The sequence below is a fragment of the Paracoccus sp. NBH48 genome (assembly GCF_015390265.1).
Classification (GTDB): domain Bacteria; phylum Pseudomonadota; class Alphaproteobacteria; order Rhodobacterales; family Rhodobacteraceae; genus Paracoccus; species Paracoccus marcusii.
The window spans coordinates 214,793-240,893 of the sequence record NZ_VUOJ01000002.1 but is presented as its reverse complement, the minus strand read 5'-3'; the positions used below and the strand labels follow the sequence as shown (position 1 = coordinate 240,893).

The window sequence follows — 26,101 nt, the reverse complement described above, 5'->3', positions numbered from 1 at the left end:
ACCGGCGCGCTTTAGGAGGTGTAGTCATAATATTGCTTGGCCTCGTCGAGGGTCTCGAACAGATACAGCCTGCCATCACGCAGGATCGCGGCGCGGTTGCAGAACTTTTCGATCGTGCTGGGCTGGTGGGACACGATCACCGTGGTCGCGGTCTGAAGCCGCTCGAACAGGACGCGACCGGCCTTCCGATTGAATTCCACATCCGTGGTCTGGGGCATGCCCTCGTCGATCAGGTAGATGTCGAAATCCAGCGCCAGCAGCAGCGAGAAGTTGAACCGTTGCCGCATGCCCGTGGAATAGGTGCCGACCGGCATGTCGAAATATTCGTGGATGTCGCACAGCCACCGCGTGAAGGCCGCGACGTAATCAGGGTCCAGCCCATAGATGCGCGCGATGTAACGCGCGTTCTCGTTGCCGGTGTGGCGCGTGACCAGGCCGCCCATGAACCCCAGGGGAAACGAGATGCGGCATTCGCGGCGGATCTTGCCTTCGTCGGGCTTTTCCAGCCCGCACATCATGTTCACCAGGGTGGTCTTGCCGGTGCCGTTGGGGGCCAGGATGCCAAGCGATTGCCCCAGCTCGACCCTGAACGAGGCCTGCTCGAGGATGATCTTGTGCTGCTTGCCGGTCCAGAAGGATTTGGACACATTGTCGAATTCAAGCATGGCCTTGTTATACCAACGCGTTTCGGCACGAGGCGTGCCATGCCGGGTGCCTCGACTGCCAAGGCGACATTAGGGTGGGGCGGACGGGGTGTCCAGTCTTGCCATCGGGCCCGATAATTTGTGATCTGACCAGCCTTATATCGCCGCAATTTCGCCATAAATGCGACGCATGTATGATCACGACGCCCCGCTGGCCGACCGTATCCGTGCCTGCAGGCTGTGCGCGGACCGCTTTGCCGTGACCGCCACGCGCCATGCGCCCCGACCGGTGGTCTGGTTCCGGCCGGGAACGCGCATCCTGATCGTGGGGCAGGCGCCGGGGGCACGGGTCCATGACAGCGGGCGGCCCTTCACCGACCGTTCCGGCGACAGGCTGCGCGACTGGATGGGGGTGGAGCCCGACACCTTCTATGACCGCGACCGGATCTCGATCGTGGCCGATGGCCTTCTGCTTTCCAGGTTACGACGCCAAGGGAGCGGACCTGCCGCCCCCGCCCATCTGCGCGGCGACGTGGCGGCGGCAGGTGATGGACCAGCTGAACCCGCAGCTGACCCTGCTGGTCGGCGGGCACGCGATGCGGTGGCATCTGGGCGCGCGAAACGTGACGCAGACCGTCCGAGACTGGCGCACCCATGCGCCGGCGGTGTTTCCGCTGCCCCATCCCAGCTGGCGCAACACCGGATGGCTGCGCGCCAATCCGTGGTTCGCGACCGACCTGCTGCCCGTGCTGCGGGACCGGGTGGCGACCCTGCTGGGCTGATCAAGGCCAGGTCCACGCCCGGGACGCTTTGTGGCCGTGCGGGCTTGTGTTTCGCACACGCATCCGTGACGATTAAGACCATCCAGCGGGAACGCGCCTGTCATGCCTTCCCGCCAATCATCGTTAGGGAGACGCCGACATGGGTAAATTGAAACCGATCCTGCTGAGCACCGCCATGGCACTGGGTGCCACGCCGCTGATGGCGCAGGAAGAACAGTTCATCACCATCGGCACCGGCGGCCAGACGGGCGTCTATTACGTTGTGGGGCAGTCGATCTGCCGCTTGGTGAACCGTGACACCGCGACCACCGGCCTACGCTGCACCGCGCCTGCGACCGGCGGGTCCATCGACAACATCAACCAGATCCGGTCCGGCGGCATGACGATGGGCGTGGCCCAGTCCGACTGGCAGTTCCACGCCTATAACGGCAGCTCGGACTATGAGGGCGATGCCTTCACCGACCTGCGCGCCGTGTTCGCCGTCCCACCCCCGAGCCCTTTACCGTCGTTGCCCGCGCCGACAGCGGCGTCGAGACCTTTACCGACCTGGCAGGCAAGCGCGTCAACGTCGGCAACCCCGGTTCCGGATCGCGCGGCACGTTCGAGGTCGTCCTGGAAGCCATGGGCATGAGCATGGACGACTTTGCGCTGTCGTCGGAACTGCGCCCCGCCGAACAGTCGGCTGCCCTGGGCGACAACCAGGTCGATGCCATCAGCTATACCGTTGGCCATCCCAACGGTTCGATCCAGGAAGCGACCTCGACCGTGGACGCGACCCTGGTCGACGTGTCCGGCGAGGCGATCGACAAGCTGATCGCGGACAATCCGTTCTACTCCAAGGTCGTGATCCCCGGCGGCATGTATGCCGGCAACGACGACGACACCGAGACCTTCGGCGTCAAGGCGGACCTTCGTGACCTCGGCCGCGATCCCGGACGAGACGGTGTACCAGGTCGTCAAGGCGGTCTTCGACAACTTCGATCGCTTCAAGGGTCTGCACCCGGCCTTCGCCTCGCTGACCCCCGAGGAGATGATCGCCGACGGCAACAGCGCGCCCCTGCACCCCGGTGCCGAGCGCTACTATCGCGAACAGGGCTGGATCCAGTAATCCAGGCCTGACCGGGGCGGCCCCATCGGGCCGCCCTTCATCATGACCAACGAACAACAAGATGCATCGCAGGGGGTGCCGTGATGAGCGACGACGACAAGACCAGGGAACGTCAGCAGCAGGCCAGCGCGGTCGAGATGCAGGCGTCGGGCCATGGCGCCCTGACCCAGGAGGAACTGGACGAACTGGTCGCCTCGTCGGACACGGGCGCGCGCACTCCGCCGGGTTTCGTGGGCAAGCTGATCCTGGGGGTGGCCCTGTGCTGGTCGCTGTTCCAGCTGTGGATTGCCTCGCCGCTGCCCTTCATGCTGAATTTTGCCATCATCAGCGCCACGGATGCCCGCGCGGTCCATCTGGCCTTCGCGCTGTTTCTGGCTTTCATGGCCTATCCTGCTGAAAAAATCGCCCTTCCAGCTGGCCCTTGGTGTTTCGGTTCCGGTGATCCTGTCCGGGCTGTTCATTTATGGCGCGCCCGCCGCGATGCCGCTGTGGTGGCTGGCACTGGCCGGGGCGGGCGTCGTTGCGGCCGTGCTGCTGGGCAGTCCCAAGACCCGCGTTCCGCCATGGGAATGGCTGCTGGCGCTGGCCGGCGTGGTCGTCACCATGTACGTCTTTATCAACAGCGATGCCCTTGGCCGCCGGGTCGGCGCGCCGATCACCACTGACCTGATCGTGGCGGTCGTGGGCATCCTGCTGCTGCTGGAGGCCACGCGCCGCAGCCTTGGGCCTGCCCTGATGATCGTGGCCACGGTGTTTCTGGCCTATACCTTCCTGGGCCCCTACATGCCGTCGATCATCGCGCATCGCGGCAATTCCCTGGCCGAGGTCGCCAACCACCAGTGGGTCACGACCGAAGGCGTGTTCGGCATCGCCCTTGGGGTATCGACCAGCTTCGTGTTCCTGTTCGTGCTGTTCGGCGCGCTGTTGGACAAGGCGGGGCGCGGGCAACTATTTCATCCAGGTCGCCTTTTCGCTGATGGGCCACCTGCGCGGCGGGCCTGCCAAGGCCGCCGTGGTCAGCAGCGCCATGACCGGCCTGATCTCGGGCTCGTCCATCGCCAACGTGGTCACCACCGGTACCTTTACCATCCCGCTGATGAAGAAGGTGGGCTTTTCCAGCGAAAAGGCCGGGGCGGTCGAAACCGCGTCGTCGGTCAACGGCCAGATCATGCCGCCCGTCATGGGCGCCGCAGCCTTCCTGATGGTCGAATATGTGGGCATTCCCTATTTCGACGTGGTCAAGCACGCCATCCTGCCTGCCACGATCAGCTATATCGCACTGGTCTACATCGTGCATCTGGAGGCCATGAAGGCCGGGATGCAGGGCCTGCCGCGCGCCTATACGCCGCCGCCGCTGCTGCGCCGGCTGATGTTCGCGGCCTTCCTGATCGCGGGCATCTGCGCGCTGTCGCTGGCGGTCTATTATCTGATGGGCTGGATCCGGCCCGCATTCGGTGCGGCCGCCCCCTACGTGGTCTTTGCCGTCCTGACGGCGGCCTATGTCGGCCTGCTGTGGGTCGCATCGCGCGAGGAGCCGCTGCAGATCGACGATCCCAACGCGCCGGTGACGGAACTGCCGCTGCCGGGGCCGACGGTCCGGTCGGGTCTGCACTTCATCCTGCCGGTGGTCGTGCTGGTCTGGGCGCTGATGGTCGACCGCCTGTCGCCGGGCCTGTCGGCCTTCTGGGCCACCGCCTACATGATCTTCATCCTGCTGACGCAGCGACCGCTGATGGTGCTGCTGCGCGGGTCCGACCGCACCGGAAACGCCCGCACCGGGCGCGCATTGCGGGCGGGGTTCGACGATCTGGTGGACGGGCTGATCTCGGGCGCACGCAACATGATCGGCATCGGCATCGCCACGGCGACCGCGGGCATCATCGTGGGTGCGGTCAGCCAGACCGGCGTCGGATCGGCCCTGGCCGAGGTGGTCGAGGTCCTGTCGGGCGGCCATCTGCTGGCCATCCTTGGCCTGACCGCGGTCCTGTCGCTGATTCTGGGGATGGGTCTGCCCACGACGGCGAACTATATCGTCGTCTCGGCACTGCTGGCGCCGGTCATCGTGACGCTTGGACAGCAGAACGGGCTGATCGTGCCGCTGATCGCGGTGCACCTGTTCGTGTTCTACTTCGGCATCATGGCCGACGTGACCCCGCCCGTGGGCCTTGCATCCTTTGCCGCGGCCGCCGTGTCGGGAGGCGATCCGATCAAGACCGGGGTCGTCGCATTCGGCTACAGCATGCGCACGGCGGTCCTGCCGTTCCTGTTCATCTTCAACACCGATCTGCTGCTGATCGACGTGGGCTGGGGGCAGGGGATCTTCGTCTTCATCACGGCGACCATCGCGATGCTGCTGTTCGCGGCCGCGACCCAGGGCTGGTTCCTGGTCCGCAGCAAGCTGTGGGAGACGGTCCTGCTGCTGGTGATCGCCTTTACCATCTTCCGGCCCGGCTTCTCCTGGGGCTACGTCTTCCCGCCGTTCGAGGAGCGTTCGGGCGCGGAACTGGTCCAGGCGCTGGAGGACAGCGAGGTCGGCGACGGCCTGCGCCTGCGCATCGCCGGGCTGAACGACATCGGCAACCCTGTTGAGTTCACGGCCCTGCTGCCCGTCCCCGAAGGCGCCACCGGAGAGGAACGGCTGGAGGCCGCGGGCATCACCCTGATCCAGGACGGTGATCGCACGCTGATCGATAACGTGGCGTTCGACAGCCCGGCGCAGGCGGCGGGGCTGGACTGGGATCAGACCGTGCTTGCCGTGAACGCCCCGGCGGCGGCGCCGTCGCGGTACTGGATCTATATCCCGGCCTTCCTGCTGATGGGGTTGGTGATCTGGTCGCAGCGTCGGCGCGAGACGCGCCCCCAGCCCGTGAAAGGACCGCGCCATGCATGACGTCGTGCTGTTGCCGATCGACCTTCAGCATCCTGAAAGCTGGGAAAAGGCCCTGCCGGCCGCGATGCGGCTGGCGGGGGACCGGGGCGTGATCCACCTGCTGGGGATCGTGCATGATTTCGGCAGCTCGATGGTAGCGACCTTCCTGCCCAAGGGGTACGAACAGAAGGCCCTGCAGAAGATGAAGGGCGCACTGGACGATTTCGCCAGCCAGCATTTCCCCGACCAGTCGCGCGTGCAGGTGCATGTCGGCCACGGGCATGTGGCCGAGACGATCCTCAAGGCCGCGGCCCGGCACAAGGCGGACCTGATCGTGATGGCCAGCGACAAGCCGGACGAGCTGCGCAGCATCCTGGTCAGCCGCGATGCCAATGCGGTCGTCCGCCATTCGCCGGTCTCGGTCATGGTGGTGCGCTAGGACATGCAGACCGACCTTCAGATCGCGCGCGCCGCGACCAAGCGGCCGATCAACGACATCGCCGCCCGTCTTGGCCTGACGCCGGATCAGATCCTGCCCTATGGTCATGACAAGGCCAAGATCACCCATGACGCGCTGGCCGGTCTAAGCGGGCCCGAAGGACGTCTGATCCTGGTCACCGCCATCAACCCGACCCCTGCGGGAGAGGGCAAGACCACCACGACCGTGGGTCTGGGCGATGCGCTGAACCGGATCGGCCACCGTGCCACCATCTGCATCCGCGAGGCCAGCTTGGGCCCGAACTTCGGCATGAAGGGCGGGGCGGCCGGGGGCGGGCGCGCGCAGATCGTGCCGATGGAGGAGATGAACCTTCATTTCACCGGCGATTTCCATGCCATCACCTCGGCGCACAATCTGCTGGCCGCGATGATCGACAACCACATCCACTGGGGCAATGCGCTTGACCTGGACACGCGCCGCATCACCTGGCGGCGGGTTATGGACATGAACGACCGCGCGTTGCGCGATGTGGTCGTGGGGCTGGGCGGTCCGGCGAACGGGTTTTCGCGCCAGACCGGTTTCGACATCACCGTCGCGTCCGAGGTGATGGCGATCCTGTGCCTGTCGCGTGATTTGGCCGATCTGCAGGACCGGCTTGGCCGGATCGTCGTGGGCTATACCCGCGACCGCCAACCCGTCACCGCGCGCGATCTGCAGGCGGACGGCGCAATGACCGTTCTGCTAAAGGACGCGTTGCAGCCGAACCTGGTCCAGACGCTGGAGAACAACCCGGCGCTGGTTCACGGCGGCCCCTTCGCCAATATCGCTCATGGCTGCAACAGCGTCATCGCGACCCGTGCCGCCCTTCGCATGTCCGATTACGTGGTGACCGAAGCGGGCTTCGGCGCCGATCTGGGGGCCGAGAAGTTCCTGAACATCAAGTGCCGCCTTGCGGGGCTTGCGCCGGCGGCCGTCGTGCTGGTGGCCACGGTGCGGGCGCTGAAGATGAACGGCGGCGTGGCCAAGGCCGATCTGGCGGCGGAAGACGCCGCGGCGGTCACCGCGGGCTGCGCCAATCTGGGCCGGCACATCGAGAACATCCGCAGCTTTGGGCTGCCGGTCGTCGTTGCGCTGAACCATTTCGACGGCGACACCCCGGCCGAGATCGCGGCCCTGCAGGACTATTGCGCCGAACAGGGGGTGCAGGCCATTCTGGCGCGGCACTGGGCCATGGGTGGCGCCGGAGCCGAAGATCTGGCCCGCGCGGTCGTCGCCCTGGCGGAACAGCCTGCGGCATTCGCGCCGCTTTACCCCGACGCGATGCCGCTGTGGGACAAGATCCAGACGGTCTGCACCCATATTCATCGCGCTGCGCGGGTCGAACCCGGTCCCGGCGTCATGGATCAGCTGGCCGCGTGGCAGGCGGCGGGCCATGGGCATATGCCGGTCTGCATCGCCAAGACCCAGTACAGCTTTTCGACCGATCCGGACCTGCGCGGCGCGCCCACCGGGCATGTCATCCCGGTGCGAGAGGTGCGGCTGAACGCGGGCGCGGGCTTTGTCGTGGCGATCTGCGGGCAGATCATGACCATGCCGGGCCTGCCGCGCCATCCCGCAGCCGAGGTCATCCGGCTGGACGATCTGGGACAGGTCGAGGGATTGTTCTGACGCGATCAGGCGGCGGCCGCGGCCTTGGCTTCCGGTTCGAACAGGCGGGACAGCAGGGTCAGGCGATCCAGGCAGTCCAGCATCCGGGACAGGGGCGCATCCTCCGTCAGCGCCTCGACGCACAGGCGGCGGGTCATGGCGCGGACTGCGGGGCTGGCCGGGCCGTCCCCGTGATGCTGCGCGATGCGCGCGCAGTCGGTGAAGGCCGCGAGGTCACCGGCCAGCGCGGCGCGGTCCCACAGCCGCATCACGGCATCCGGCAGGGGGGTCGCGATGGCCACGATGCGCCCGGTCAGCCAGGCGGCCTCGGGTCCGTCCAGGCCGGACGGGCGGTTACCGTGACGCGTCAGGCCAAGCCATGCGCGCAGATGCCGGGCCGCGACCGCGTCGCGAAAGCAGATGCGTCCCAATCGGGTCAGGTCATCGGGCACCGCCTGGCGCGCGGGGGACAGGCGGGCGAACCAGTTCTCTCCGGTCGCGCGGGTCAGGCTGGTTGCCGCGTGCAGGGCCTGCGCCTTGGGGATGTCCATCGCGGCGATCCGGTCGGCCAGCTGGCGGGCGGTGGCCTGGACGGGATGGGGCTGCAGCCAGACGGGCGCGGGACCGCGCCAGCGTTTCCACGCCGCCATGTGCAGCGCCATCGCCACATGGACCGTCGCTGGACCGCATCCGCGAACGTCTGGTCCGCGGTGGCAAATCCCAGCTTGACGGGAAATGATCCGTCGGGCCGCTGGACCTGGATCAGGTCGGACAGCATGTCCGCCACCGGGTGGTCGTCGTCCAGCAGCCGCAGGCAAAACGCGATCCGGGCAACCGACCCCGTGCATCCCGCGCCCTGGGCCCAGGTTGCCAGCATCCTCAGGTGGTCGAAGATCAGCGTATAGGCGCGCGGGTGGGACAGGCGGGGACGCCGCGCGCCATGATGATAAAGCTGCATCAGCAGCTGCGCCACCTGTGCCACGTGATCGAGGGTGATCGAGGTCGGGGGCATGGTCAGCACGGCCTCGGCCTGTGCCAGCAGGACGGGGTCGTCGGACAGCGCCAACCTGTGCGGCAGGGGCAGGGCGGGGTCGTCGGCCAGCGCCTCGCAGGCCAGTTGCCACAGGGGGTCCGTCTGGGCGACCAGACCGCCCGCCAGCGTCAGACGGACCAGCGCATCGTCCCGCGCGCCGTCAAGAACGCGCAAGGCGCCCTGGCGAACCAGATCGGGCGTCAGGCGACGCAGCACGATCACCTCGATCGGAGAGATGCGCCCGCGCAGGCCCGACAGCACCGGTGCGATCTGTCCCACCAGCGCCAGCGCGCCGATGTCGGGATGATCCAGCGGGCAGGGATCGGGCAGGGCCATGATGCGCTGGCGCAGCCATTCAAGGCCGCGGTTGGACAGCAGCCGCATCAATTGGTCCCATGATCCGTCCATCTGCGCCCTCGTCCGTTTCGCGGTTGATCATGCGACAAGGACGCGCGGGTTCAAGAACCGGATGCAGACAATTCGCGCCATTGGCGGCATGATGCCGGGAATTGCGTCGGACGCGCGCGCAGGATAAAGCGGCGGCATGACAAACCGCCCCCAGCTTCCACCCGAAATCGCCCGCCGCCGGACCTTTGCGATCATCTCGCATCCCGATGCCGGCAAGACAACGCTGACAGAGAAGTTCCTGCTGTACGGTGGCGCCATCCAGATGGCCGGGCAGGTGCGCGCAAAGGGCGAGGCGCGGCGCACGCGGTCGGATTTCATGAAGATGGAGCAGGATCGCGGCATCTCGGTGTCCGCGTCGGCGATGTCGTTCGATTTTGACGGACATCGCTTCAACCTGGTGGATACGCCGGGCCACAGCGACTTTTCCGAGGATACCTATCGGACGCTGACCGCGGTGGATGCGGCGATCATGGTCATCGACGGGGCCAAGGGTGTCGAATCGCAGACCCGCAAGCTGTTCGAGGTCTGCCGCCTGCGCGATCTGCCGATCCTGACCTTCTGCAACAAGATGGACCGCGAATCCCGCGACACGTTCGAGATCATCGACGAGATCCAGGAAAACCTGGCCATCGACGTGGCACCGGCATCCTGGCCGATCGGCGTGGGGCGAGAGTTCATCGGCTGCTATGACATGCTGGGCGACCGGCTGGAACTGATGGACCGGGCCGACCGCAACAAGGTGGCGCAGTCGATCTCGATGAAGGGGCTGGACGACCCGCGGCTGGCCGATCACGTTCCCGCCGACCTGTTGGCCAAGCTGCGCGAGGAGGTCGAGATGGCCCGCGAGCTGCTGCCGACCTTCGACCAGCGGTCGTTCCTGGAGGGGCACATGACGCCCATCTGGTTCGGCAGCGCGATCAACAGCTTTGGCGTGCAGGAGTTGATGCAGGGCATCAGCACCTATGGCCCGCCGCCGCAGCCCCAGAACAGTGCCGAGCGCGAGATTTCCCCCGGACGAGAACACCGTGACCGGCTTCGTGTTCAAGGTTCAGGCCAACATGGATCCCAAGCACCGCGACCGCGTGGCTTTTGTTCGGCTGGCATCGGGACATTTCGAACGTGGCATGAAGATGGTCCACGTCCGCACGAAGAAACCGATGGCGGTGTCGAACCCGGTTCTGTTCCTGGCCGCCGACCGCGAACTGGCCGAGGAGGCCTGGGCCGGCGACATCATCGGCATTCCGAACCACGGCCAGCTGCGCATCGGCGACGCCCTAACCGAGGGAGAGACGCTGCGGTTTACAGGCATTCCGTCATTCGCGCCCGAGCTGCTGCAGACGGTGCGCGCGACGGACCCTATGAAGGCCAAGCATCTGGAAAAGGCGCTGATGCAGTTCGCCGAGGAGGGGGCCGCCAAGGTCTTCAAGCCCGCGATCGGATCGGGCTTCATCGTGGGTGTCGTGGGCGCGCTGCAGTTCGAGGTGCTGGCCAGCCGGATCGAGCTGGAATACGGCATCCCGGTGCGGTTCGAGGGTAGCCAGTTCACCAGCGCCCGTTGGGTCAGTGGCGCCAAATCGGTGGTCGATGCCTTCGCCGAAACGAACAAGGCGCATCTGGCCCATGACCATGACGGCGATCTGGTCTATCTGACCCGCCTGCAATGGGACATCGACCGGATCGGTCGCGATCACCCGGACCTGAGGCTGACCGCGACCAAGGAGATGATGGTCTAGCGCCGGGGCTCCTGACCGAAGGCCATGCCGTCCAACTCCTGCCCGGTCTCGTCGACCGGGTGGCACCAGACGGTGAAGTCCAACAGCTGATGCGGGCCAAAGCTGGCCAGCATCGCCACATCGGCGGCATCGCGGCCCCGTGCGACGACGACGCGGCCAAGGCGGCGTTCGTTATTGCGCGGGTCGAACGTCCACCAGCGGCCAGATAGGTAGACCTCGATCCAGGCGGCGAAATCCATCGGCGCATCGACCTTGGGCACGCCGATATCGCCGACATAGCCGTTCACATAGCGGGCCGGGATGTTCAGCGCCCGCAGATAGGCCAGCGCCAGGTGCGCGAAATCGCGGCAGACGGCCATGCCGCCCTTGCTGGCATCATGGGCAGTGCGAAAGACCGACGCCGTGCCGTAATCGAATGTCAGCACCTTGTGGCCATGGTCCAGCACTGCCTGGACACGGCCCCAGCCCGGCTGCAGATGACCGAACAGGTCCCATGCCTGCTGGGACAGGACGTCGCTTTCGACATAGCGGGACGCCATCAGGTAGATCAGCGCATCGTCGGGCAGATCCTCGACCCGCGTTTCCTGGGCCGCGAAATCGACATCGTCCCACATTTCGTCGTCATTCAGGGTCACATCGCCACGAAGGACAAATTCGCCCGCAGGGGCGACCATGCGGCGGCAGATGTTTCCGAACAGGTCGCGGTACTCATGCACGTCGACATGAGGATCGGTCGTGACCTGTTCGGAGGCTGTGAAATCGTCGTGCCGTGCCGCCTCGGGGGCGACAAGGCAGATGAGGGGGGTCGGCTGCTCGACCTTGATACGGAACTCGTGACCGACCCGGACGCGCATTAGGAAACCGATGCGTCCATCGTGATTTCGGCATTCAGCAGCTTGCTGATCGGGCAGCCTTCCTTCGCCTTTTCGGCGACTTCGAGGATCTTCGCCTGGTCCGCATCAGCGGTGATGGTCGTGGTCAGGTGGGCCTTCTTGACGGCAAAACCGTCGCCTTCCTTGTCCATCGAGATGTCGGACTTGGTCTTGATCGACACGCCCGAGATGCCTTCCTGCTCCAGCATCATCGCCAGCGCCATCGAGAAGCACGACGCATGCGCGGCGCCGATCAGTTCCTCGGGGTTGGTGCCGGGCTTGTCCTCGAAGCGGGTGTTGAAGCCGTAGGGCTGCGCCGACAGCGCGCCCGACTTGGTCGAAACCTGGCCCTTGCCCTCTTTCAGGCCGCCAGTCCATTCAGCCGATCCGGTGCGGGTAATCATTTGATCCATCCTTTTCTTGGTCAATGTTGCCCGCCCAACGCGGCAACACCATCCAAGGTTCAGGACTGTGGCTGAATCAGACGTTGATGTTCCGCAATCGCATAGCGGTCGGTCATCCCTGCGACGTAATCCAGCACAAGACGCGCGCGTTCGGTCGGATCGTTCAGGCGCATGGCCGCGTCGCGCCACTGGTCGGGCAGGCGGTCGGGATGATCCAGGTACAGCGGAAACAGGTCGTTCAGCATCTGCGTGACATGGGTACGTTCGACGACGACCGAGGGCGCGCGATACATGCGCTGGAACAGGAAGGACTTGATCGCCTTGATGTTCTGGTACAGCGGCTTGGAAAAGCGGATGATCGCCCCGTCCATCGCGCGGATGTCGTCCGCCGATCGCGGCTGCAGCCCGGCAAGCCGGTTCTGGGCAACGGCGATCACGTCCTCGACCATGACGCCGAAGACGCGGCGCAGCGCCTCGTAGCGGCGCCGCGTGGGGTCCAGGCCGGGATACAGGCGGTCGACCTCGGCAAAGGCCGGGCCGATCACGGGCAGTTCCACCAGATCGTCCTCGGTGAACAGGCCCCGCGCGCAGCCCGTCATGCAGGTCGTGGTGATTGTAGGCCACGTCGTCGGCCACCGCCGCCACCTGCGCCTCGGCGCTGGCATTGGTGTGCAGTTCCAGATCCCACAGCGCGTTCACCTCGGCCAGGGCATAGGGCAGCGGCCCGGTCACTGGGCCGTTGTGCTTGGCGATGCCTTCCAGGCTTTCCCAGGTCAGGTTCAGCCCGTCGAAATCGGCATAGTGGCGTTCCAGCTTGGTGACGATGCGCAGCGCCTGCGCGTTGTGGTCGAACCCGCCATAGGGCGCCATCAGCGCGGACAGCGCGTCCTCTCCGGTATGACCAAAGGGCGGGTGGCCCAGATCATGGGCCAGGGCTACGGGTCTCGGCCAAGTCGGTGTTCAGGTGCAGCGCCCCGGCGATGGTGCGCGCGACCTGCGCGACCTCGATCGTGTGGGTCAGGCGGGTGCGGAAATAGTCGCCGCGATAGCCTTCGCCATCATGCTCGACAAAGACCTGGGTCTTGTGTTTCAGCCGGCGGAAGGCGCTGGAATGGATGATGCGGTCGCGGTCGCGTTGCCAGGGCGACCGGAAGGTGGACAGGCTTTCGTCCTGCAATCGCCCGCGGCTGTCTTGCGGATGGCAGGCATAGGGCGCGAGTGCGGTCACGGGGTCAGCCTTCCTTGCGGGTTCACCCGCCGGACCCTATATTTGATGCGACCAGACGAAAACGGGAACGCCCCATGAACCTGCCGCCCAAAGTGACCGACCGCGCCTTTGACCGCCTGTCCCAGATCAATGCGGGCAAGGACCCGGTACCGCTGCGCATCGCGGTGCTGGGCGGGGGATGTTCCGGGTTTCAGTACGACATCCGCCTGGACGCGCCCGAAACCGACGATCTGATCCTGGAGAAATCGGGACAGAAGGTCGTCGTCGATCCGGTGTCGCTGCCCTATCTGGCGGGGGGCGGTCATCGATTTCACCGACGAGCTGATCGGCGCGCGCTTCGTGATCGACAACCCGAACGCCACGGCCAGCTGCGGCTGCGGGACCAGCTTCTCGATCTAGTCGCAGGGGATGCTGCGCGGGTCCAGTCGCCGCTCCACATAACGGAACTGCGTCCCGAGGGCAGCGTCTTGACGACGCGCGTGGTTTCCCATCCGGCGTTCTGACAGATGACACGGTTCTGCCGGTCGGTGATCCGCAGGCCGTCACCGTCTTTCGACAGCGTGATCGCCTGCCCCTCGCGCCGCGTGCCATCGATGAAGAAGGGCAGGGGCTGCGGCGACGCGATGGCAGGCGCGCCGAACAAGTCGGGCAGACCCTGCCAGTCCTGCGCGGGCCCGCTGGCCACCGTCAGGCGGTGATCTCCCGGCGGCACCAGCAGCCGCAGGACCCGCGCCGCCGCGCAGATAGCCGCTGATGACGGGCGTGCCTTGGTCATCCGTCAGGATGATCGCGTGATCCATGTCGGCGGGGGCGCGGACCTGCAGTGGGATCGTCGCGGGCAGGGGGCTTGCCTTTTCCAGCAGCCCGGTGACCGGCGCGCGGTGGCCGCCACGGGCAGGACCATCAGCAGGATCAGCAGTCGGATCATCGCGGCCCCTTTCCGGTTCGTGTTGCCAAACGCGCAGGCGGCGCTAAAAGATGCCGCCCATGAAAATCGCAAGCTTCAACATCAATGGCGTCAAGGCCCGCGTGCAGGCCCTGACCGACTGGCTGGCCTCGACCGATGCCGATCTGGTCGTGCTGCAGGAAATCAAATCCGTGGACGAGGGGTTCCCGCGCGAGCATTTCCAGGACTTGGGATGGCAGGTGGAAACCCACGGCCAGAAGGGCTTCAACGGCGTGGCGATCCTGTCTCGGCTGCCGTTGGAGGACGTGACCCGCGGCCTGCCCGGCGACGATGCCGATGAGCAGGCCCGCTATATCGAGGCGACCGTGGTCGGCACCCATGCGGTGCGTATCGCCGGGCTGTACCTGCCCAACGGCAACCCCGCACCGGGGCCGAAATACGACTACAAGCTGGCATGGATGGAACGCCTGCGCCTGCGCGCGGCGGAATTGCTGGCATCCGAGTTGCCGGTGGTGATGCTGGGCGACTACAACATCATTCCCGAGCCGCGCGACGCCGCCCCATCCGACCGCTGGACCGAGGATGCGCTGTTCCTGCCGCAAAGCCGGGCGGCGTTCCGGGCCATCGTGAATCAAGGCTGGACCGATGCGGTGCGCATCCGCGACCCCTGGGCCACGCGCGGGCCGTTCACCTTCTGGGACTATCAGGGCAGCGCGTGGGAGCGTGACAACGGCATCCGCATCGACCATCTGCTGCTCTCGCCCCAGGCGGCCGACCTGATGATCGAGACGGGCGTCGACCGCGATGCGCGGGCCGGTGAAAAACCAAGTGACCACGTCCCGGTCTGGGTGCGCATGGCCGCCTGACGGCAGGCGGCGCCCGGCGGCGGGTCAGATCACCAGAACGCCGGAATGCTTGGCCTTGTGTTCCGGTTCGACATGGATGGTGATCTGGGCGTCGGGCAGCTTGGCCTTCAGGCTGGCCTCGACCCGGTCGCAGATGTCATGGGCGTCCGACACGGTGGTCTGGCCGTCCACGACCAGGTGAAAGTCGATGAAGGTGACGGCGCCCGCATGACGGGTGCGCAGGTCATGCGCCTCCAGCGCGCCGCTGGCCTTGTCCGAGATGATGTCGCGGATGGTCACCAGCGTCTTTTCAGGCACGGCCTCGTCCAGCAGGCCGGAGACGGAAGACGCCATGACCTTCCATCCCGACCACAGGATGTTCACCCCCACAGCATCGCCAGCGCCGGGTCCAGGATCGACCAGCCGGTCGCCACCCGCCAGCCCCACGCCCAGCAGGACGCCCCCCGACGACACCACGTCCGTCAGCAGGTGCTTGCCGTCCGCGACCAGCGCGGGAGAGCGCAGCCGCCGCCCCTGACGGATCAGGATGCTGCACCAGATCGCGTTCAGCAAGCCCGCGCTGGCGTTGATGGCCATGCCCATGCCGACGGCTTGAAATCTCGCGCGGGTTCTGGAAGGCGTGCCACGCCTCGCGCAGGATCAGCAGGGCTGCCACGATGATCAGCACCCCTTCCAGAACGGCGCTGAGGAATTCGGCCTTGTGATGGCCATAGGGATGCGACTGATCGGCCGGTCGTTGCGCCACCGAGATCGCGACCAGCGCCGCAACCGCGGTCGCCACGTTCACGATGCTTTCCAACGCGTCCGACAGCAGCGCCACCGACCCGGTCAGGTACCAGGCCAGGGTCTTCAGCCCAAGCACGATCAAGCCGACAAAGATGCTGCCGACGGCGATTTTCAGGCTGCTGGACATCAGATCGTTCCCCTTGGCCATGGACGGGATGGGTATGAGGCGCAGCATGTCGCAGATGCTTTGTGAAATCTCAAGCCACGGTTGCAGCCATTTGCGCACAATAGGCGTTCGGGTGCCGGATAGACACGCATTGCATTTGTTGATTGACCCGTCACTCAATATAAAGCATCCTTAGAGTATCAAAGAAACATGCGGCCACTTGGCTGTGATCATGCGCGTGCAGCGGGCCACATGCCCGGCTGTACTGTGGCGCTGATCGTTCATCTGTCTAAGGAGGATTGCGCCCATGACGCCAATCATCACCGTCGCCTATCTCAGCGTGCTGGCCTGCGCGCTGTTCGTCCTGATCCGCTGGCCCCGCCTGCGGCTGCGGGGCGAAGAGCCCGTCGGCCTGTTCACCCTGATCGCCCTGCTGTTCACTGCCGGCCTGGACATGGGCCTGGTCATGCTGCCCCTTGCGGAGTTCCCGATCTATGAGGAGGACCCCGCCTTCGGGTTCACCAATGCCCTGGCCGTGGAATTCGGCATGTGGGGGCCGCTGGTCTGGCTGATGTATTTCGTGGCCACCTTCTATTTCATCGCGCTGGAGCCGCGCCTGCAGTTGTTCCAGATCCCGGCGGTCAAGTGGGTCTACAATCTGACGGTCATCGCGACCTGCTCGTTCACCTGCTATCTGTTCATGTCAAACCTGCCGACCTATGCCCCTGACCTGCCGCAGGGCGCGGTCTGGGCGCTGGTCGTGGTGGTGATCGCCACCGCCGTCCTGTCCAGCGGCAACATGGCGGTGATGAAGTGGCTGGCCATCATCTCCAGCTATGGGTTCGGCATGCTGGCCTTCACCGCATTGGCGATGATCGCCTTCGTCTACAGCCGCGTGGGCCTGGGCGATTTCTTCGACAGCGTCGGCCTGCTGGGCGGGTACTTCGCGCATCTGCCGCGCTTTGCCACGCCCATTTCGGATTACCACGAATTCTATCTGTTCTGGTGGTTCGCGTGGTCGATCATGATCGGCCAGTTCGTCGCGCGCTTCGTCGGCGGGCTGAGGGTCTGGCAGCTGGCACTGGCGATGGTGGCCCTGCCGGCGATCCCCCTTGGGCTGTGGTTCAGCGTGCTGTTCGTCTATCACCAGGGCGGGATCGTGATCCCCGGCTGGCTGAACTGGTTCATGATCGCTGTCGGTGTGGTCTTCGTCGTGAACTCTCTGGACAGCCTGATCCGGCTGTATTCGACGAACCTGAACTGGTCGCGCGAGACGTTGGGGGACCGGCGCTATTATCCGCTGCATTTCCTGCTGCAGCTGGGTCTGGTAGGCGCCTATGTCTTCACCCCGTTCGAGATCCAGTGGGTCGGCCTGATCGTCGCGGCGCTGTACGGGGTGATCTATGTGCTGCTGGCGCGGCACATGGGCAAGCTGGGCGGCATCGGCCGCCCCGCCGCGGGATAGGGGGCGGACGCCCTCTCAGTCGTCCTTGTCGCTGTCGTCGTCGCCAAAGCGCGAATCGTCGGAGAACTCGTCCTCGCCCTCGTTGACGAACTTCGACGACAGCGCGATCGAGTGGTTGTCATGGACGGGGTCCATCACGACGTCCGACGGAATCTCTCCGACCAGCCATTCGCGCAGCTCCTCGCGGATCTCGGCGGGCTCCTGGCCGGTCACCTCGACCAGATAGGCGATGAAGGCGCGCTGGTCGCCGTCGATCTCGTCCAGCTCGGTATCCTCGGCCTCGGGCCACTTGTCGATGATCGCCTCATAGAAGGCCGCCCAGTTTTCCTGAACATGGTGCCACTTCATCAATAACCTCCTGTCGGAAGGCTGCCCTGGAACCAGCGCGCCGTCCCTGTAATGTCCTCGCCGACACCGGCGACGGTGTTGCAACCGGCCAGCATCGTGCAAGCCGCTACAGTAACCCAAAACATTCGCATCAGTTCGTCTCCTGCCACCAGACTTCGGGCAAAAAGCCCGGCCAGTCCCCGTACATGGGTATTTCCTCTGGGTATTTCAGATCCGCGGCATGGGCCAGCCGCGAGATCGGGGAAAAGCTGACCGGGATCACATAGCGCCCCGCCGTCAGCACGCGGTCCAGCGCCCGGACCGCGGCGGTGAAATCCTCGGCCGTGTCGGCGGCCGTCATGGCGTCGATCATCGCCTCGGCCGCGGGGCTGTCCATGCCCATCCAGTTGCGGCTGCCGGGCGTGGACACGCCGTCGCGACCCCAGTACAGGCGCTGTTCGCTGCCCGGCGACAGCGACAGGCCGCGTTCGTACCATGTCATGTCGAACTGATAGTTGTTCGTGCGTTCGATGTACTGCGCGGAATCCAGCAAAGTGATGCGCGGGGTGATCCCCAGGGGACGCAGCGCCTCGACATAGATGTTCACGATCTGCTGAACCTCGGACCCGCTGCGCATCGCGGTGCCGTTCTGGTTCAGCAGGATCTCGAAGGCGAAGGGCTGGCCCTGCGCGTTCTTCAGTTGTCCGTCCTGAACCGTCCAGCCGGCCTCGGCCATCAGCGCCATCGCGCGGCGGATACCGGCGCGGTCCATCGCGCGGTCCGACCCTTCGGGCAGGGTATAGCCGTCCAGCGTGCCGGGCGGCAGGTCGGCCGCGAAGGGCGCCAGCAGTTCCGCCACGCGCCCCGTCGCGGGCCCGTCCTGCATCGCCAGAACCGAGTTCGAGAAATAGGACGTGATCCGGGGATCGGCGCCGCCGTTCAGGGTCTGGTTGATGAACCGGAAATTGAACATCTCGATCAGCGCCTGCCGCACGCGCCAATCGGCAAAGGCCGGGTTGCGCGTGTTCATCACCAGGCCGACGATGCCCGAGGGGCGTTCGTTCGGGATCTCTGCCTGGACCGCGCGTCCGTCCGTCATCAGCGGAAAGCCGTATTCGCTGGCCCATTTCTGCGCCGACAGTTCGCGCCAGACGGTGACGGCACCGGCCTTGAACGCCTCGAACATTGCGTTGGCATCGGCGAAATAGTCATAGCGGATGACGTCGAAATTGTTCACCCCCGCCATCAGGGGCAGATCGCGGCCCCAATAGTCGGGGTTGCGGCGAAAGCTGATCGACCGCCCCGGCTCGACTTGATCGACGACATAGGCGCCGCTGCCGATCGGGGCCTCGAGCGAGGAGGCGGCGAAATCCTGCCCCACCCACTGGGCCTTCTTCAGGATCGGACGCAACCCCATCAGCAGGGGCAGCTCTCGGTCGGGTTCGGTGAAGGTCAGGCGCACGCTGCGGGGGCCCGTGGCCTCGATCCTGTCGACGCGCGACCAGGCCGCCAGATAGCGGGGATGGCCCTGCGTCCCAAGCGTCTCATAGGACCAGATCACGTCGTCGACGGTGACCGGGCTGCCGTCGGAAAACCGCGCCTCCTCGCGCAGGGTGAACTCGACCCAGTGCCGGTCGGGCGCGACCTCGATCGTCTCGGCCAGCAGGCCGTAAAGGGTGAACGGCTCGTCGATCGACCGCATCATCAGGGACTCTGTCACGTGAACGCCCACGCCCCATGCGGCATTGCCCTTCAGCACCCAAGGTTTCAGACTGTCGAACCCGCCCGGTTCCGCCAGCCGAATCGTACCGCCCTTGGGCGCGTCCGGGTTAGCATAGGGCAAATGTGCAAAGCCCTGTTGCAGGGCAGGTTCTCCATAGATTGCAATGCCATGGACAGGTTCGGCAAGGGTTGCCAGCGGCATAGATGCAACACCGCCCGTCAGGGTCAGCAGACCCAAGGCAGCCCCCCTGATCGCGGATTTGTTAAGGTTTTCGAAGATTCGCATTGCCTGCCGCCCGGTCGTTTTTTGTTTGGCCGCATTATCAACAGGCTTGACCGGGGGGCGTCAACCAAGGTGGCAAGATCGCTGTTGGACTCGCGCGGTTCCTCGCGTATAAATAGGGCACTGCTCGATAGGTTTCTTGCCTGTATGAAACCTGCCTCATAACTTGCGCCCGCCTTGTGCGGGCGTTTTTTTTTGCCCATGCTGCACCTGCAAACCGCCTTTCGGGGCCGTCAAGGAGCAGCCGATGTTCGAGAAATTCCTCAAGGGCAAGACCGCCGTCGTCACCGGATCCAACTCTGGCATCGGGCTGGGCGTGGCCCGCAGGCTGGCGCGCGCCGGCGCGGACGTGGTCCTGAACAGCTTCAGCGACACGGACGAGGATCACGCGCTGGCCGAAGGCATGTCCGGCGAACACGGGGTCAAGGTCCGTTATATCCGGGCCGACATGTCCAAGGGCGACGACTGCCGCGCGCTGATCGAAAAGGCCGGCGCCTGCGATATCCTGGTCAACAATGCCGGTATCCAGCACGTCGCGGCGATCCCCGATTTCCCGGCCGCGAAATGGGACGCGATCATCGCGATCAACCTGTCGTCCGCCTTCCACACCACCGCGGCGGCCCTGCCGCTGATGCGTGCGGCGGGATGGGGCAGGGTGATCAACATCGCCTCGGCCCACGGACTGACGGCCAGCCCCTACAAGTCGGCCTATGTCGCGGCCAAGCATGGCATCGTCGGTCTGACCAAGGTCACGGGTCTGGAGACGGCGCGCGAAGCGATCACCGCCAACGCCATCTGTCCGGGCTATGTGCTGACGCCGCTAGTGGAAAGCCAGATCCCGGACACGATGGAGAAATACGGCATGGGCCGGGACGAGGTCATCGAAAAGGTCCTGTTGGAACGCCAGCCGTCCAAGGAATTCGCGACGACCGACCAGCTGGGCGACACGGCGGTCTTCCTGTGCAGCAACGCCGCGGCCCAGATCACCGGGACCACGATCAGCGTCGACGGGGGCTGGACCGCCCTGTGACGGGAACCGCGCTGCGTCCTTTGCCGTTCCATATCAACACAATGTGAGGAGATGGTGATGAAGGGTCTTGTGGCGTGGTTTTTGGGGGTCCCGGTCGTCGTGATCGTGATCCTGTACGTTCTGGGCATCTTTTGATGCGAAAGGGCGCCCCGTGATGAGGGGCGCCCTTGGTCTGTCCGTGGTATTCAGGACAGGCTGTTCTGGATGGTCTGGATGTCGGAATTCGTCAGCGTCTTGGCGACTTCCTTGCGCAGCCGAAGCTGCAGTTCCTTGTGATAGTGCTTGCGCATGACGCCCAAGGTCGAAGGGTCTGCGATGATCGCGATATCCTCGAACTTGTTCTTCAGCACCATCGCGTTCAGGTGACGCGACAGCTGGGCCGCAAAGGTCGCCTCCTCGTCATCCCGGGGCGACCCTTCGTCGATCTGCGCGCCGTCGCCCGACAGGCTCTCCTGCGTCACCTTGGTCGTTTCCGACAGCTCCAGCCCGGATTTGGCCGTGTTACGGAACAGGGTGGCAGAGTGGCCGTCGGCAACGACGACCAGGGCATTGTGGGGCAGCATGGTCAGCTCCTTCTTGCGTTCGCTTTCACGGGTTCAACGCAAGCCGGGACCGGTCAGTTGCAGCCTTCGCAAAAGCGGCAGATGCGTGCCATCGCGTCCTGCAGCACGGCGTCGCTGGTGGCGTAGGAGATACGGAAAATGCGGCGACAGGCCGAATGCCGCGCCGAAGACGACCGCGACCCCGGTTTCGTCCAGAAGCGCGTTCGCAAAGGCTTCGTCGCTGTCGATCGGGGTGCCCCCGGCGCTGGTCAGGCCGATCAGCCCGACGATCGACGGATAGACGTAGAACGCCCCCTGCGGCACCGGGCAGTCCAGCCCCGGACAGGCGTTCAGCCCGGCCACGACCAGGTCGCGCCGCCGCTGGAACACCGCGCGGCTGTCGGTGATGTAATCCTGCGGCCCGGTCAGCGCGGCCTCTGCCGCGTACTGGCTGATCGAGCAGGGGTTCGAGGTCGATTGCGACTGCAGCTTGGCCATCGCCTTGATCAGCGCCTCGGGGCCCGCCCCATAGCCGATCCGCCAGCCGGTCATGGCATAGGACTTGCTGACCCCGTTCATGGTCAGGACACGGTCCATCAGCCGGGGTTCGACCTGTGCGGGGGTGCAGAACTCGAAGCCGTCGAAGACCAGATGCTCATAGATGTCGTCGGCCAGCACCCAGACCTGCGGATGACGCAGCAGCACATCGCACAGCGCCGCCATCTGCGCCCGGTCATAGCCCGCGCCCGACGGGTTCGAGGGCGAGTTGAGGATCAGCCACTTGGTCCGCGGGGTGATCGCGCCCTCCAGCGCGTCGGGGGTCAGGCGGAACCCGGATGCCTGGTCGCATTCCACGACGACGGGCGTGCCGCCCGCCAGCAGGACCATGTCGGGATAGCTGACCCAATAGGGGGCCGGCACGATCACCTCGTCGCCGTCGTCCAGCGTGGCCATCAGCGCATTGTAGAGGATCTGCTTGCCGCCGGTGCCGACGGTGATCTGGGAAGGCGCATAGTCCAGCCCGTTCTCGCGCGCGAACTTGTCGGCGATGGCGCGTTTCAGGGACGGCGTGCCGTCCACGGCGGTGTAACGGGTGTGGCCCGCGTCGATCGCGGCCTTTGCCGCGTCACGGACGTTTTCCGGGGTGTCGAAATCGGGCTCTCCGGCGGACAGGCTAATGATGTCGCGTCCCTGTGCGCGCAGGTCCGCCGCGCGGGTGGTCATCGCGATGGTGGGCGAGGGTTTGACGCGGGCCAGCCGGTCCGAGATGAACGCCATGAGACACCTTGCTGCTGTCGGTTTGAACTGTCGGCCCGCATGGCATACGCTGCGCCGCACGCCCTCACAAGGACGAGAGACATGATCGACAGCTATGCCGAACCGGTGGCGACCCTTGGCGACCGCCTGACCGCCGCGCGCGAAGGCGCGGGCCTGGACATTGCCGCCATGGCCGATGCGCTTGGCCTTCGCCCCGAGACGCTGGAGGGGTGGGAGGTCGATCAGGCCGAACCGACGGCCAGCCTGATGGGACGGATCGCCACGGTCACCGGCGTCTCGCCGGTTTGGCTGTTGACGGGGCAGGGCGCGGGACCGCAAGACGCAAGCGCGGGGGCTGCCCTGCGTGCCGAGCTGGCCGATCTGCGCCGCCTGCTGGCCGAGGCCGCCGCCCGCGTGGACCGTCTGGAGGAAGCACTGTCGCATGGCTGATACGCTGGAAACCCCCGAGAACCGCCTGAAACGTCTGCACATGCGCAGCTGGCGGCGCGGCATGAAGGAGATGGACCTGATTCTGGGCCGCTTCGCCGATGATTGCCTATCCGGGCTGTCCGGCCCCGATCTGGACCTGTACGAACGCATGCTGGCCGAGAACGATCAGGATCTGTACCTGTGGGTCACCGCGCGCATCGGCGACGGTCCTACCCGCGAGGCACCGCAGATGCTGACCCCGATGCTGGATCGGATCGCGCGACATGCCGCGACCCGCTTTGCAGCCGATCGCTAAAAATTTCGGCATTCCTGGCGCAGGAAGAGGCGGCAATTAACCGAAGATTGTCTTTTCTCTGTCATTGAGAGGTCATGACGAACAGGACAGGACATCCCGAAGCCATGCTTGCACCTGCACCCCGCGAACAGCATCCGACAGTCGATCCCACGGCCCTGGACGTGCCCCTGTCGGACATGACCGACGCCTATCTGGAATCCCTGCAGCTGCTGGAGCGGATGCACCGGCTGATGCTGGATCTGGTCAAGGACGAATTCGAACGCCTGCACCGGGGCGACCTGACGCCGGTCCAGGCCATGATCCTGTACAATCTGGGCGAGGCCGAGGTCTCTGCCGGAGAGCTTCGGTCGCGCGGCATGTATCAGGGATCGAACGTCAGCTACAACCTGAAGAAGCTGGTTGCGATGGGTTATGTCCATCACGAACGCTGCGACATGGACCGCCGCTCGGTCCGGGTGCGCCTGACGGCCGAGGGCCAGGCGGTGCGCGACCTGGTGCAGCGCCTGTTCATCCGCCACGCCGAAGGGCTGGCCATGTCGGGCGTGCTGGAGGATCCGCCGCTGGATCAGGTGAACCTGCAATGCCGCCGCATCGAGCGGTTCTGGACTGAACAGATCCGCTATATCTACTGAATTGAACCCGGCCCTGCGGGGCCGGGTGTGCCTTTTCCTGGCGCCTTACCAGGTGCCGGTGTTCTCCATGCTGGACCACGGCTCCTGCGGCGGCAGGTGATCGCCTTCCTGCAGCAGTTCGATCGACACGTTGTCCGGGCTGCGCACGAAGGCCATGTGGCCGTCGCGCGGGGGGCGGTTGATCGTGACGCCGGCGTCCTGCAGCTTTTGGCACATCTCGTAGATGTTGCCGACGCGGTAGGCCAGATGGCCGAAATGGCGGCTGTCCGAGGGCAGGCCGTCATCGCCGTCCCAGTTGTAGGTCAGTTCCACCGGGCATTCCGGCTGGCCCGGAGGCGCCATGAACACCAGGCTGAAGCGGCCCTTGTCGTTGTCGATGCGGCGCGTTTCCTCCAGCCCCAGCAGGCGGAAGAAGTCCATCGTCTTGTCCAGGTCCTTCACGCGGACCATCGTGTGCAGATAGCGGATATTCATGGGGTCTCCTGTTCGGATGGGCGGGCAAGCTGTCATGCAGCGGGACAATCTGCAAGCTTGCGATGTGGTTCCAGAACGGTTGATCGACAGCGCGCCGCGTGTCAAAGGAGGCCGGAACCGCCCGGAAGGATGACCATGCCCCTGACACCAGAACAGCAGGCCGAGATCGACAGCCAGCGCGCCACGCCTCGCCAGACGCTGCGCGCCGTGTCCGAGGGGATGGAGAACCACCTGTACGTGGCGCATCAGGTTCTGGATCACGGGCTGGTGCGGGTCATCGACTACATGGGCGACGACGCGGCGATCTGTCAGGCGGCGCGCGTCAGCTATGGCAAGGGGACCAAGTCGGTGCAGAACGACGAGGGGCTGATCCGCTATCTGATGCGGCACTGGCATTCGACGCCCTTCGAGATGTGCGAGGTCAAGTTCCACGTCAAGCTGCCGGTCTTCGTGGCCCGCCAGTGGATCCGTCACCGCACCGCCAACGTGAACGAGTATTCCGGCCGCTATTCGATCCTGGACCGGGAGTTCTACATCCCCGCGCCCGAGCATCTGGCCGCGCAGTCGTCGCAGAACCACCAGGGCCGGGGCGAGGTGCTGCAGGGCGCCGAGGCGCAGCGCGTGCTGGACCTGCTGCGCGAGGACGCGATGCGCAGCTATGACAGCTATGAGGCGATGCTGAGCCAGGAGGGGCAGCAGGGTCTGGCGCGGGAACTGGCGCGCATGAACCTGCCCGCAAACATCTATACCCAGTGGTACTGGAAGGTGGACCTGCACAACCTGTTGCATTTCCTGCGCCTGCGCGCCGACAGCCATGCCCAGTACGAGATCCGGGCCTATGCCGACATCATGTGCGACATCACCCGCGACTGGGTGCCCGCCGCCTTTGGTGCATTCCAGGATTACCGGATGAATGCCGTGAACCTGTCCGCGCAAGCCGCCGATGCGCTGCGGCGGCGCCTGGCCGGAGAGGTCGTCACGCAGGAAAATGCCGGCATGGGCGCGCGTGAATGGCGCGAGTTCCAAGCCGTCTGGGGCTAAACGGGGGCGCACCACGCGCCCCCGTCCGGATCAGAACGTGAAGTCGTTCAGGTCCAGGTTGGCGCGGTTGAAATCCTCCAGCACGATCACGGTGGACGCGTTCACTGTCAGGATCGTGTCGCCGCCCTGCTGCACGGCGCCGTTGATGGCGCGCTGGACCTGGCCGCGATCCAGGTCGTCGATCTCGATCCGGTCCAGGCCGTTCTGGAAGTCGACGATACGGTCGCGCCCGTCGCCCAGGTCGAATTCGAACCGGTCGGCGCCGATCCCCCCGGCCAGGATGTCGTTGCCCCGACCGCCGTCCAGCGTGTCGTTGCCCTGGTTTCCGTGCAGGATGTCGGCGCCGTCGTCGCCCTCGATCTCGTCATTGCCCTCGTTGCCGAACAGCCGGTCATTGCCGCCGTCGCCCTCTAGGTCATCCCGGCCCTGACCGCCATAGAGCAGGTCGTTGCCCTGATTGCCCTCCAACTCGTCGTCGCCCCGGCCGCCGAACAGGGTGTCGAAGCCGAAGCCGCCCCACAGATCGTCGTTTCCGTCATCGCCGCGCAGCAGGTCGTTGCCCGCACCGCCTGCCAGGCTGTCATTGCCCGCGCCGCCGTTCAGCACGTCGTTGCCGTTCTCGCCCCAGATGCGGTCGAAGCCGCGGTTGCCATTCAGCACGTCGTTGCCGTCGCGCCCATAGATCAGGTCGGCCAACGCGCTGCCGTTGATCCGGTCCGCACCCGAGGTTCCGTTATAGCGTGCCATTCAA

20 protein-coding genes and 8 pseudogenes are annotated in these 26,101 nt (G+C 65.5%); 14 read left to right on the top strand and 14 right to left on the bottom strand.

What is annotated here, in order from left to right; all coding sequences use genetic code 11:
• Positions 1 to 11 precede the first annotated feature (11 nt).
• Positions 12 to 665, bottom strand: a complete 654-nt coding sequence (locus F1642_RS04670; RefSeq protein WP_045981699.1) for an ABC transporter ATP-binding protein — start codon at positions 663 to 665, stop codon at positions 12 to 14.
• A 169-nt stretch (positions 666 to 834) separates the two neighbouring features.
• Between F1642_RS04670 and F1642_RS04665 the strand changes: the two are divergent.
• The 5 genes and pseudogenes from F1642_RS04665 (at position 835) to F1642_RS04645 (ending at position 7,510) form a co-directional block, all read left to right on the top strand.
• Positions 835 to 1,426: pseudogene (locus F1642_RS04665) on the top strand (uracil-DNA glycosylase family protein).
• Between the two features lie 139 nt (positions 1,427 to 1,565).
• Positions 1,566 to 2,534, top strand: a pseudogene (locus tag F1642_RS04660) (TAXI family TRAP transporter solute-binding subunit).
• Positions 2,535 to 2,617: 83 nt separating this feature from the next.
• Positions 2,618 to 5,424, top strand: a pseudogene (locus F1642_RS04655) (TRAP transporter permease).
• Positions 5,417 to 5,842 (top strand): universal stress protein, encoded by a 426-nt coding sequence (locus F1642_RS04650; protein WP_045981702.1) that lies wholly within the window; start codon positions 5,417 to 5,419, stop codon positions 5,840 to 5,842. The pseudogene F1642_RS04655 and the gene F1642_RS04650 overlap by 8 nt, the downstream one beginning before the upstream one ends.
• A gap of 3 nt (positions 5,843 to 5,845) precedes the next feature.
• A complete protein-coding gene (locus tag F1642_RS04645; protein ID WP_194885599.1) occupies positions 5,846 to 7,510 on the top strand; it encodes a formate--tetrahydrofolate ligase in 1,665 nt (554 codons plus the stop codon).
• 5 nt (positions 7,511 to 7,515) lie between these two features.
• On the opposite strand, the gene F1642_RS04640 is transcribed toward F1642_RS04645, so the two are convergent.
• Together F1642_RS04640 and F1642_RS04635 are read right to left on the bottom strand one after the other, a co-directional pair.
• Positions 7,516 to 8,040: a hypothetical protein gene (locus tag F1642_RS04640; protein WP_194885598.1), complete on the bottom strand. Its 525-nt coding sequence runs from the start codon at positions 8,038 to 8,040 to the stop codon at positions 7,516 to 7,518.
• A complete protein-coding gene (locus F1642_RS04635; protein ID WP_194885597.1) occupies positions 7,995 to 8,906 on the bottom strand; it encodes a hypothetical protein in 912 nt (303 codons plus the stop codon). Before F1642_RS04635 ends, F1642_RS04640 begins: the two co-directional genes overlap by 46 nt.
• A gap of 160 nt (positions 8,907 to 9,066) precedes the next feature.
• Here F1642_RS04635 and F1642_RS04630 point away from each other — a divergent pair.
• A pseudogene (locus tag F1642_RS04630) lies at positions 9,067 to 10,663 on the top strand (peptide chain release factor 3).
• Here the strand turns inward: F1642_RS04630 and F1642_RS04625 are convergent.
• The 3 genes and pseudogenes from F1642_RS04625 to F1642_RS04615 form a co-directional block, all read right to left on the bottom strand.
• Entirely contained in the window at positions 10,660 to 11,517 is an 858-nt protein-coding gene (locus F1642_RS04625; RefSeq protein ID WP_194885596.1) for a transglutaminase family protein, read from the bottom strand. The pseudogene F1642_RS04630 and the gene F1642_RS04625 overlap by 4 nt on opposite strands.
• Complete coding sequence (locus F1642_RS04620; RefSeq protein ID WP_045999588.1) at positions 11,517 to 11,939, bottom strand: OsmC family protein; 423 nt, start codon at positions 11,937 to 11,939, stop codon at positions 11,517 to 11,519. The genes F1642_RS04625 and F1642_RS04620 overlap by 1 nt, the downstream gene beginning before the upstream one ends.
• 59 nt (positions 11,940 to 11,998) lie before the next feature.
• Positions 11,999 to 13,167, bottom strand: a pseudogene (locus F1642_RS04615) (deoxyguanosinetriphosphate triphosphohydrolase).
• Between the two features lie 74 nt (positions 13,168 to 13,241).
• Between F1642_RS04615 and F1642_RS04610 the strand changes: the two are divergent.
• Both F1642_RS04610 and xth read left to right on the top strand, forming a co-directional pair.
• A pseudogene (locus tag F1642_RS04610) lies at positions 13,242 to 13,566 on the top strand (HesB/IscA family protein).
• 588 nt (positions 13,567 to 14,154) lie between these two features.
• Entirely contained in the window at positions 14,155 to 14,940 is a 786-nt protein-coding gene (xth, locus tag F1642_RS04605; RefSeq protein WP_194885595.1) for an exodeoxyribonuclease III, read from the top strand.
• A gap of 24 nt (positions 14,941 to 14,964) precedes the next feature.
• Here xth and F1642_RS15390 read toward each other — a convergent pair whose 3' ends face one another.
• Both F1642_RS15390 and F1642_RS15385 read right to left on the bottom strand, forming a co-directional pair.
• Positions 14,965 to 15,516, bottom strand: coding sequence for a cation diffusion facilitator family transporter (locus tag F1642_RS15390; protein ID WP_255522128.1), 552 nt, complete (start codon positions 15,514 to 15,516; stop codon positions 14,965 to 14,967).
• Positions 15,517 to 15,595: 79 nt separating this feature from the next.
• Positions 15,596 to 15,853, bottom strand: a pseudogene (locus F1642_RS15385) (cation transporter); the annotation flags it as partial.
• A 286-nt stretch (positions 15,854 to 16,139) separates the two neighbouring features.
• Here F1642_RS15385 and F1642_RS04595 point away from each other — a divergent pair.
• Positions 16,140 to 17,297, top strand: coding sequence for a BCCT family transporter (locus F1642_RS04595; RefSeq protein WP_194885594.1), 1,158 nt, complete (start codon positions 16,140 to 16,142; stop codon positions 17,295 to 17,297).
• Positions 17,298 to 17,312: 15 nt separating this feature from the next.
• On the opposite strand, the gene F1642_RS04590 is transcribed toward F1642_RS04595, so the two are convergent.
• Positions 17,313 to 17,645, bottom strand: a complete 333-nt coding sequence (locus F1642_RS04590; protein ID WP_045981713.1) for a hypothetical protein — start codon at positions 17,643 to 17,645, stop codon at positions 17,313 to 17,315.
• A 130-nt stretch (positions 17,646 to 17,775) separates the two neighbouring features.
• The gene (locus tag F1642_RS04585; protein ID WP_194885593.1) at positions 17,776 to 19,632 is read right to left on the bottom strand and encodes an extracellular solute-binding protein; all 1,857 of its coding nucleotides are present in this window, start codon (positions 19,630 to 19,632) and stop codon (positions 17,776 to 17,778) included.
• A gap of 244 nt (positions 19,633 to 19,876) precedes the next feature.
• On the opposite strand from F1642_RS04585, the gene F1642_RS04580 reads away from it, so the two are divergent.
• Complete coding sequence (locus tag F1642_RS04580) at positions 19,877 to 20,659, top strand: 3-hydroxybutyrate dehydrogenase (protein WP_194885592.1); 783 nt, start codon at positions 19,877 to 19,879, stop codon at positions 20,657 to 20,659.
• Positions 20,660 to 20,844: 185 nt separating this feature from the next.
• Here F1642_RS04580 and F1642_RS04575 read toward each other — a convergent pair whose 3' ends face one another.
• Both F1642_RS04575 and F1642_RS04570 read right to left on the bottom strand, forming a co-directional pair.
• The gene (locus F1642_RS04575) at positions 20,845 to 21,222 is read right to left on the bottom strand and encodes a host attachment family protein (RefSeq protein ID WP_139598694.1); all 378 of its coding nucleotides are present in this window, start codon (positions 21,220 to 21,222) and stop codon (positions 20,845 to 20,847) included.
• Between the two features lie 53 nt (positions 21,223 to 21,275).
• A pseudogene (locus F1642_RS04570) lies at positions 21,276 to 22,479 on the bottom strand (pyridoxal phosphate-dependent aminotransferase).
• Between the two features lie 81 nt (positions 22,480 to 22,560).
• Between F1642_RS04570 and F1642_RS04565 the strand changes: the two are divergent.
• The 3 genes from F1642_RS04565 (at position 22,561) to F1642_RS04555 (ending at position 23,835) form a co-directional block, all read left to right on the top strand.
• The gene (locus tag F1642_RS04565; RefSeq protein ID WP_042249702.1) at positions 22,561 to 22,908 is read left to right on the top strand and encodes a helix-turn-helix transcriptional regulator; all 348 of its coding nucleotides are present in this window, start codon (positions 22,561 to 22,563) and stop codon (positions 22,906 to 22,908) included.
• Entirely contained in the window at positions 22,901 to 23,203 is a 303-nt protein-coding gene (locus tag F1642_RS04560; RefSeq protein WP_045998985.1) for a succinate dehydrogenase assembly factor 2, read from the top strand. The genes F1642_RS04565 and F1642_RS04560 overlap by 8 nt, the downstream gene beginning before the upstream one ends.
• A gap of 176 nt (positions 23,204 to 23,379) precedes the next feature.
• Positions 23,380 to 23,835: a MarR family winged helix-turn-helix transcriptional regulator gene (locus tag F1642_RS04555; RefSeq protein WP_127899388.1), complete on the top strand. Its 456-nt coding sequence runs from the start codon at positions 23,380 to 23,382 to the stop codon at positions 23,833 to 23,835.
• A 45-nt stretch (positions 23,836 to 23,880) separates the two neighbouring features.
• Here F1642_RS04555 and F1642_RS04550 read toward each other — a convergent pair whose 3' ends face one another.
• On the bottom strand, positions 23,881 to 24,309 hold the full coding sequence (locus F1642_RS04550) for a VOC family protein (RefSeq protein WP_148912353.1): 429 nt from the start codon (positions 24,307 to 24,309) through the stop codon (positions 23,881 to 23,883).
• Positions 24,310 to 24,444: 135 nt separating this feature from the next.
• On the opposite strand from F1642_RS04550, the gene thyX reads away from it, so the two are divergent.
• Entirely contained in the window at positions 24,445 to 25,350 is a 906-nt protein-coding gene (thyX, locus tag F1642_RS04545; RefSeq protein ID WP_045999591.1) for an FAD-dependent thymidylate synthase, read from the top strand.
• A gap of 30 nt (positions 25,351 to 25,380) precedes the next feature.
• Here the strand turns inward: thyX and F1642_RS04540 are convergent, their stop codons facing one another.
• Positions 25,381 to 26,097 (bottom strand): calcium-binding protein, encoded by a 717-nt coding sequence (locus F1642_RS04540; RefSeq protein WP_084693635.1) that lies wholly within the window; start codon positions 26,095 to 26,097, stop codon positions 25,381 to 25,383.
• Positions 26,098 to 26,101 lie beyond the last annotated feature (4 nt).

What these genes read in the sequence shown, in the direction of transcription:
- F1642_RS04670 (WP_045981699.1), bottom strand. Translation starts at nt 665, where the DNA reads ATGCTTGAATTCGACAATGTGTCCAAATCCTTCTGGACCGGCAAGCAG.
- F1642_RS04650 (WP_045981702.1), top strand. Translation starts at nt 5,417, where the DNA reads ATGCATGACGTCGTGCTGTTGCCGATCGACCTTCAGCATCCTGAAAGC.
- F1642_RS04645 (WP_194885599.1), top strand. Translation starts at nt 5,846, where the DNA reads ATGCAGACCGACCTTCAGATCGCGCGCGCCGCGACCAAGCGGCCGATC.
- F1642_RS04640 (WP_194885598.1), bottom strand. Translation starts at nt 8,040, where the DNA reads ATGGACATCCCCAAGGCGCAGGCCCTGCACGCGGCAACCAGCCTGACC.
- F1642_RS04635 (WP_194885597.1), bottom strand. Translation starts at nt 8,906, where the DNA reads ATGCGGCTGCTGTCCAACCGCGGCCTTGAATGGCTGCGCCAGCGCATC.
- F1642_RS04625 (WP_194885596.1), bottom strand. Translation starts at nt 11,517, where the DNA reads ATGCGCGTCCGGGTCGGTCACGAGTTCCGTATCAAGGTCGAGCAGCCG.
- F1642_RS04620 (WP_045999588.1), bottom strand. Translation starts at nt 11,939, where the DNA reads ATGATTACCCGCACCGGATCGGCTGAATGGACTGGCGGCCTGAAAGAG.
- xth (WP_194885595.1), top strand. Translation starts at nt 14,155, where the DNA reads ATGAAAATCGCAAGCTTCAACATCAATGGCGTCAAGGCCCGCGTGCAG.
- F1642_RS15390 (WP_255522128.1), bottom strand. Translation starts at nt 15,516, where the DNA reads ATGGCCATCAACGCCAGCGCGGGCTTGCTGAACGCGATCTGGTGCAGC.
- F1642_RS04595 (WP_194885594.1), top strand. Translation starts at nt 16,140, where the DNA reads ATGACGCCAATCATCACCGTCGCCTATCTCAGCGTGCTGGCCTGCGCG.
- F1642_RS04590 (WP_045981713.1), bottom strand. Translation starts at nt 17,645, where the DNA reads ATGAAGTGGCACCATGTTCAGGAAAACTGGGCGGCCTTCTATGAGGCG.
- F1642_RS04585 (WP_194885593.1), bottom strand. Translation starts at nt 19,632, where the DNA reads ATGCGAATCTTCGAAAACCTTAACAAATCCGCGATCAGGGGGGCTGCC.
- F1642_RS04580 (WP_194885592.1), top strand. Translation starts at nt 19,877, where the DNA reads ATGTTCGAGAAATTCCTCAAGGGCAAGACCGCCGTCGTCACCGGATCC.
- F1642_RS04575 (WP_139598694.1), bottom strand. Translation starts at nt 21,222, where the DNA reads ATGCTGCCCCACAATGCCCTGGTCGTCGTTGCCGACGGCCACTCTGCC.
- F1642_RS04565 (WP_042249702.1), top strand. Translation starts at nt 22,561, where the DNA reads ATGATCGACAGCTATGCCGAACCGGTGGCGACCCTTGGCGACCGCCTG.
- F1642_RS04560 (WP_045998985.1), top strand. Translation starts at nt 22,901, where the DNA reads ATGGCTGATACGCTGGAAACCCCCGAGAACCGCCTGAAACGTCTGCAC.
- F1642_RS04555 (WP_127899388.1), top strand. Translation starts at nt 23,380, where the DNA reads ATGACCGACGCCTATCTGGAATCCCTGCAGCTGCTGGAGCGGATGCAC.
- F1642_RS04550 (WP_148912353.1), bottom strand. Translation starts at nt 24,309, where the DNA reads ATGAATATCCGCTATCTGCACACGATGGTCCGCGTGAAGGACCTGGAC.
- thyX (WP_045999591.1), top strand. Translation starts at nt 24,445, where the DNA reads ATGCCCCTGACACCAGAACAGCAGGCCGAGATCGACAGCCAGCGCGCC.
- F1642_RS04540 (WP_084693635.1), bottom strand. Translation starts at nt 26,097, where the DNA reads ATGGCACGCTATAACGGAACCTCGGGTGCGGACCGGATCAACGGCAGC.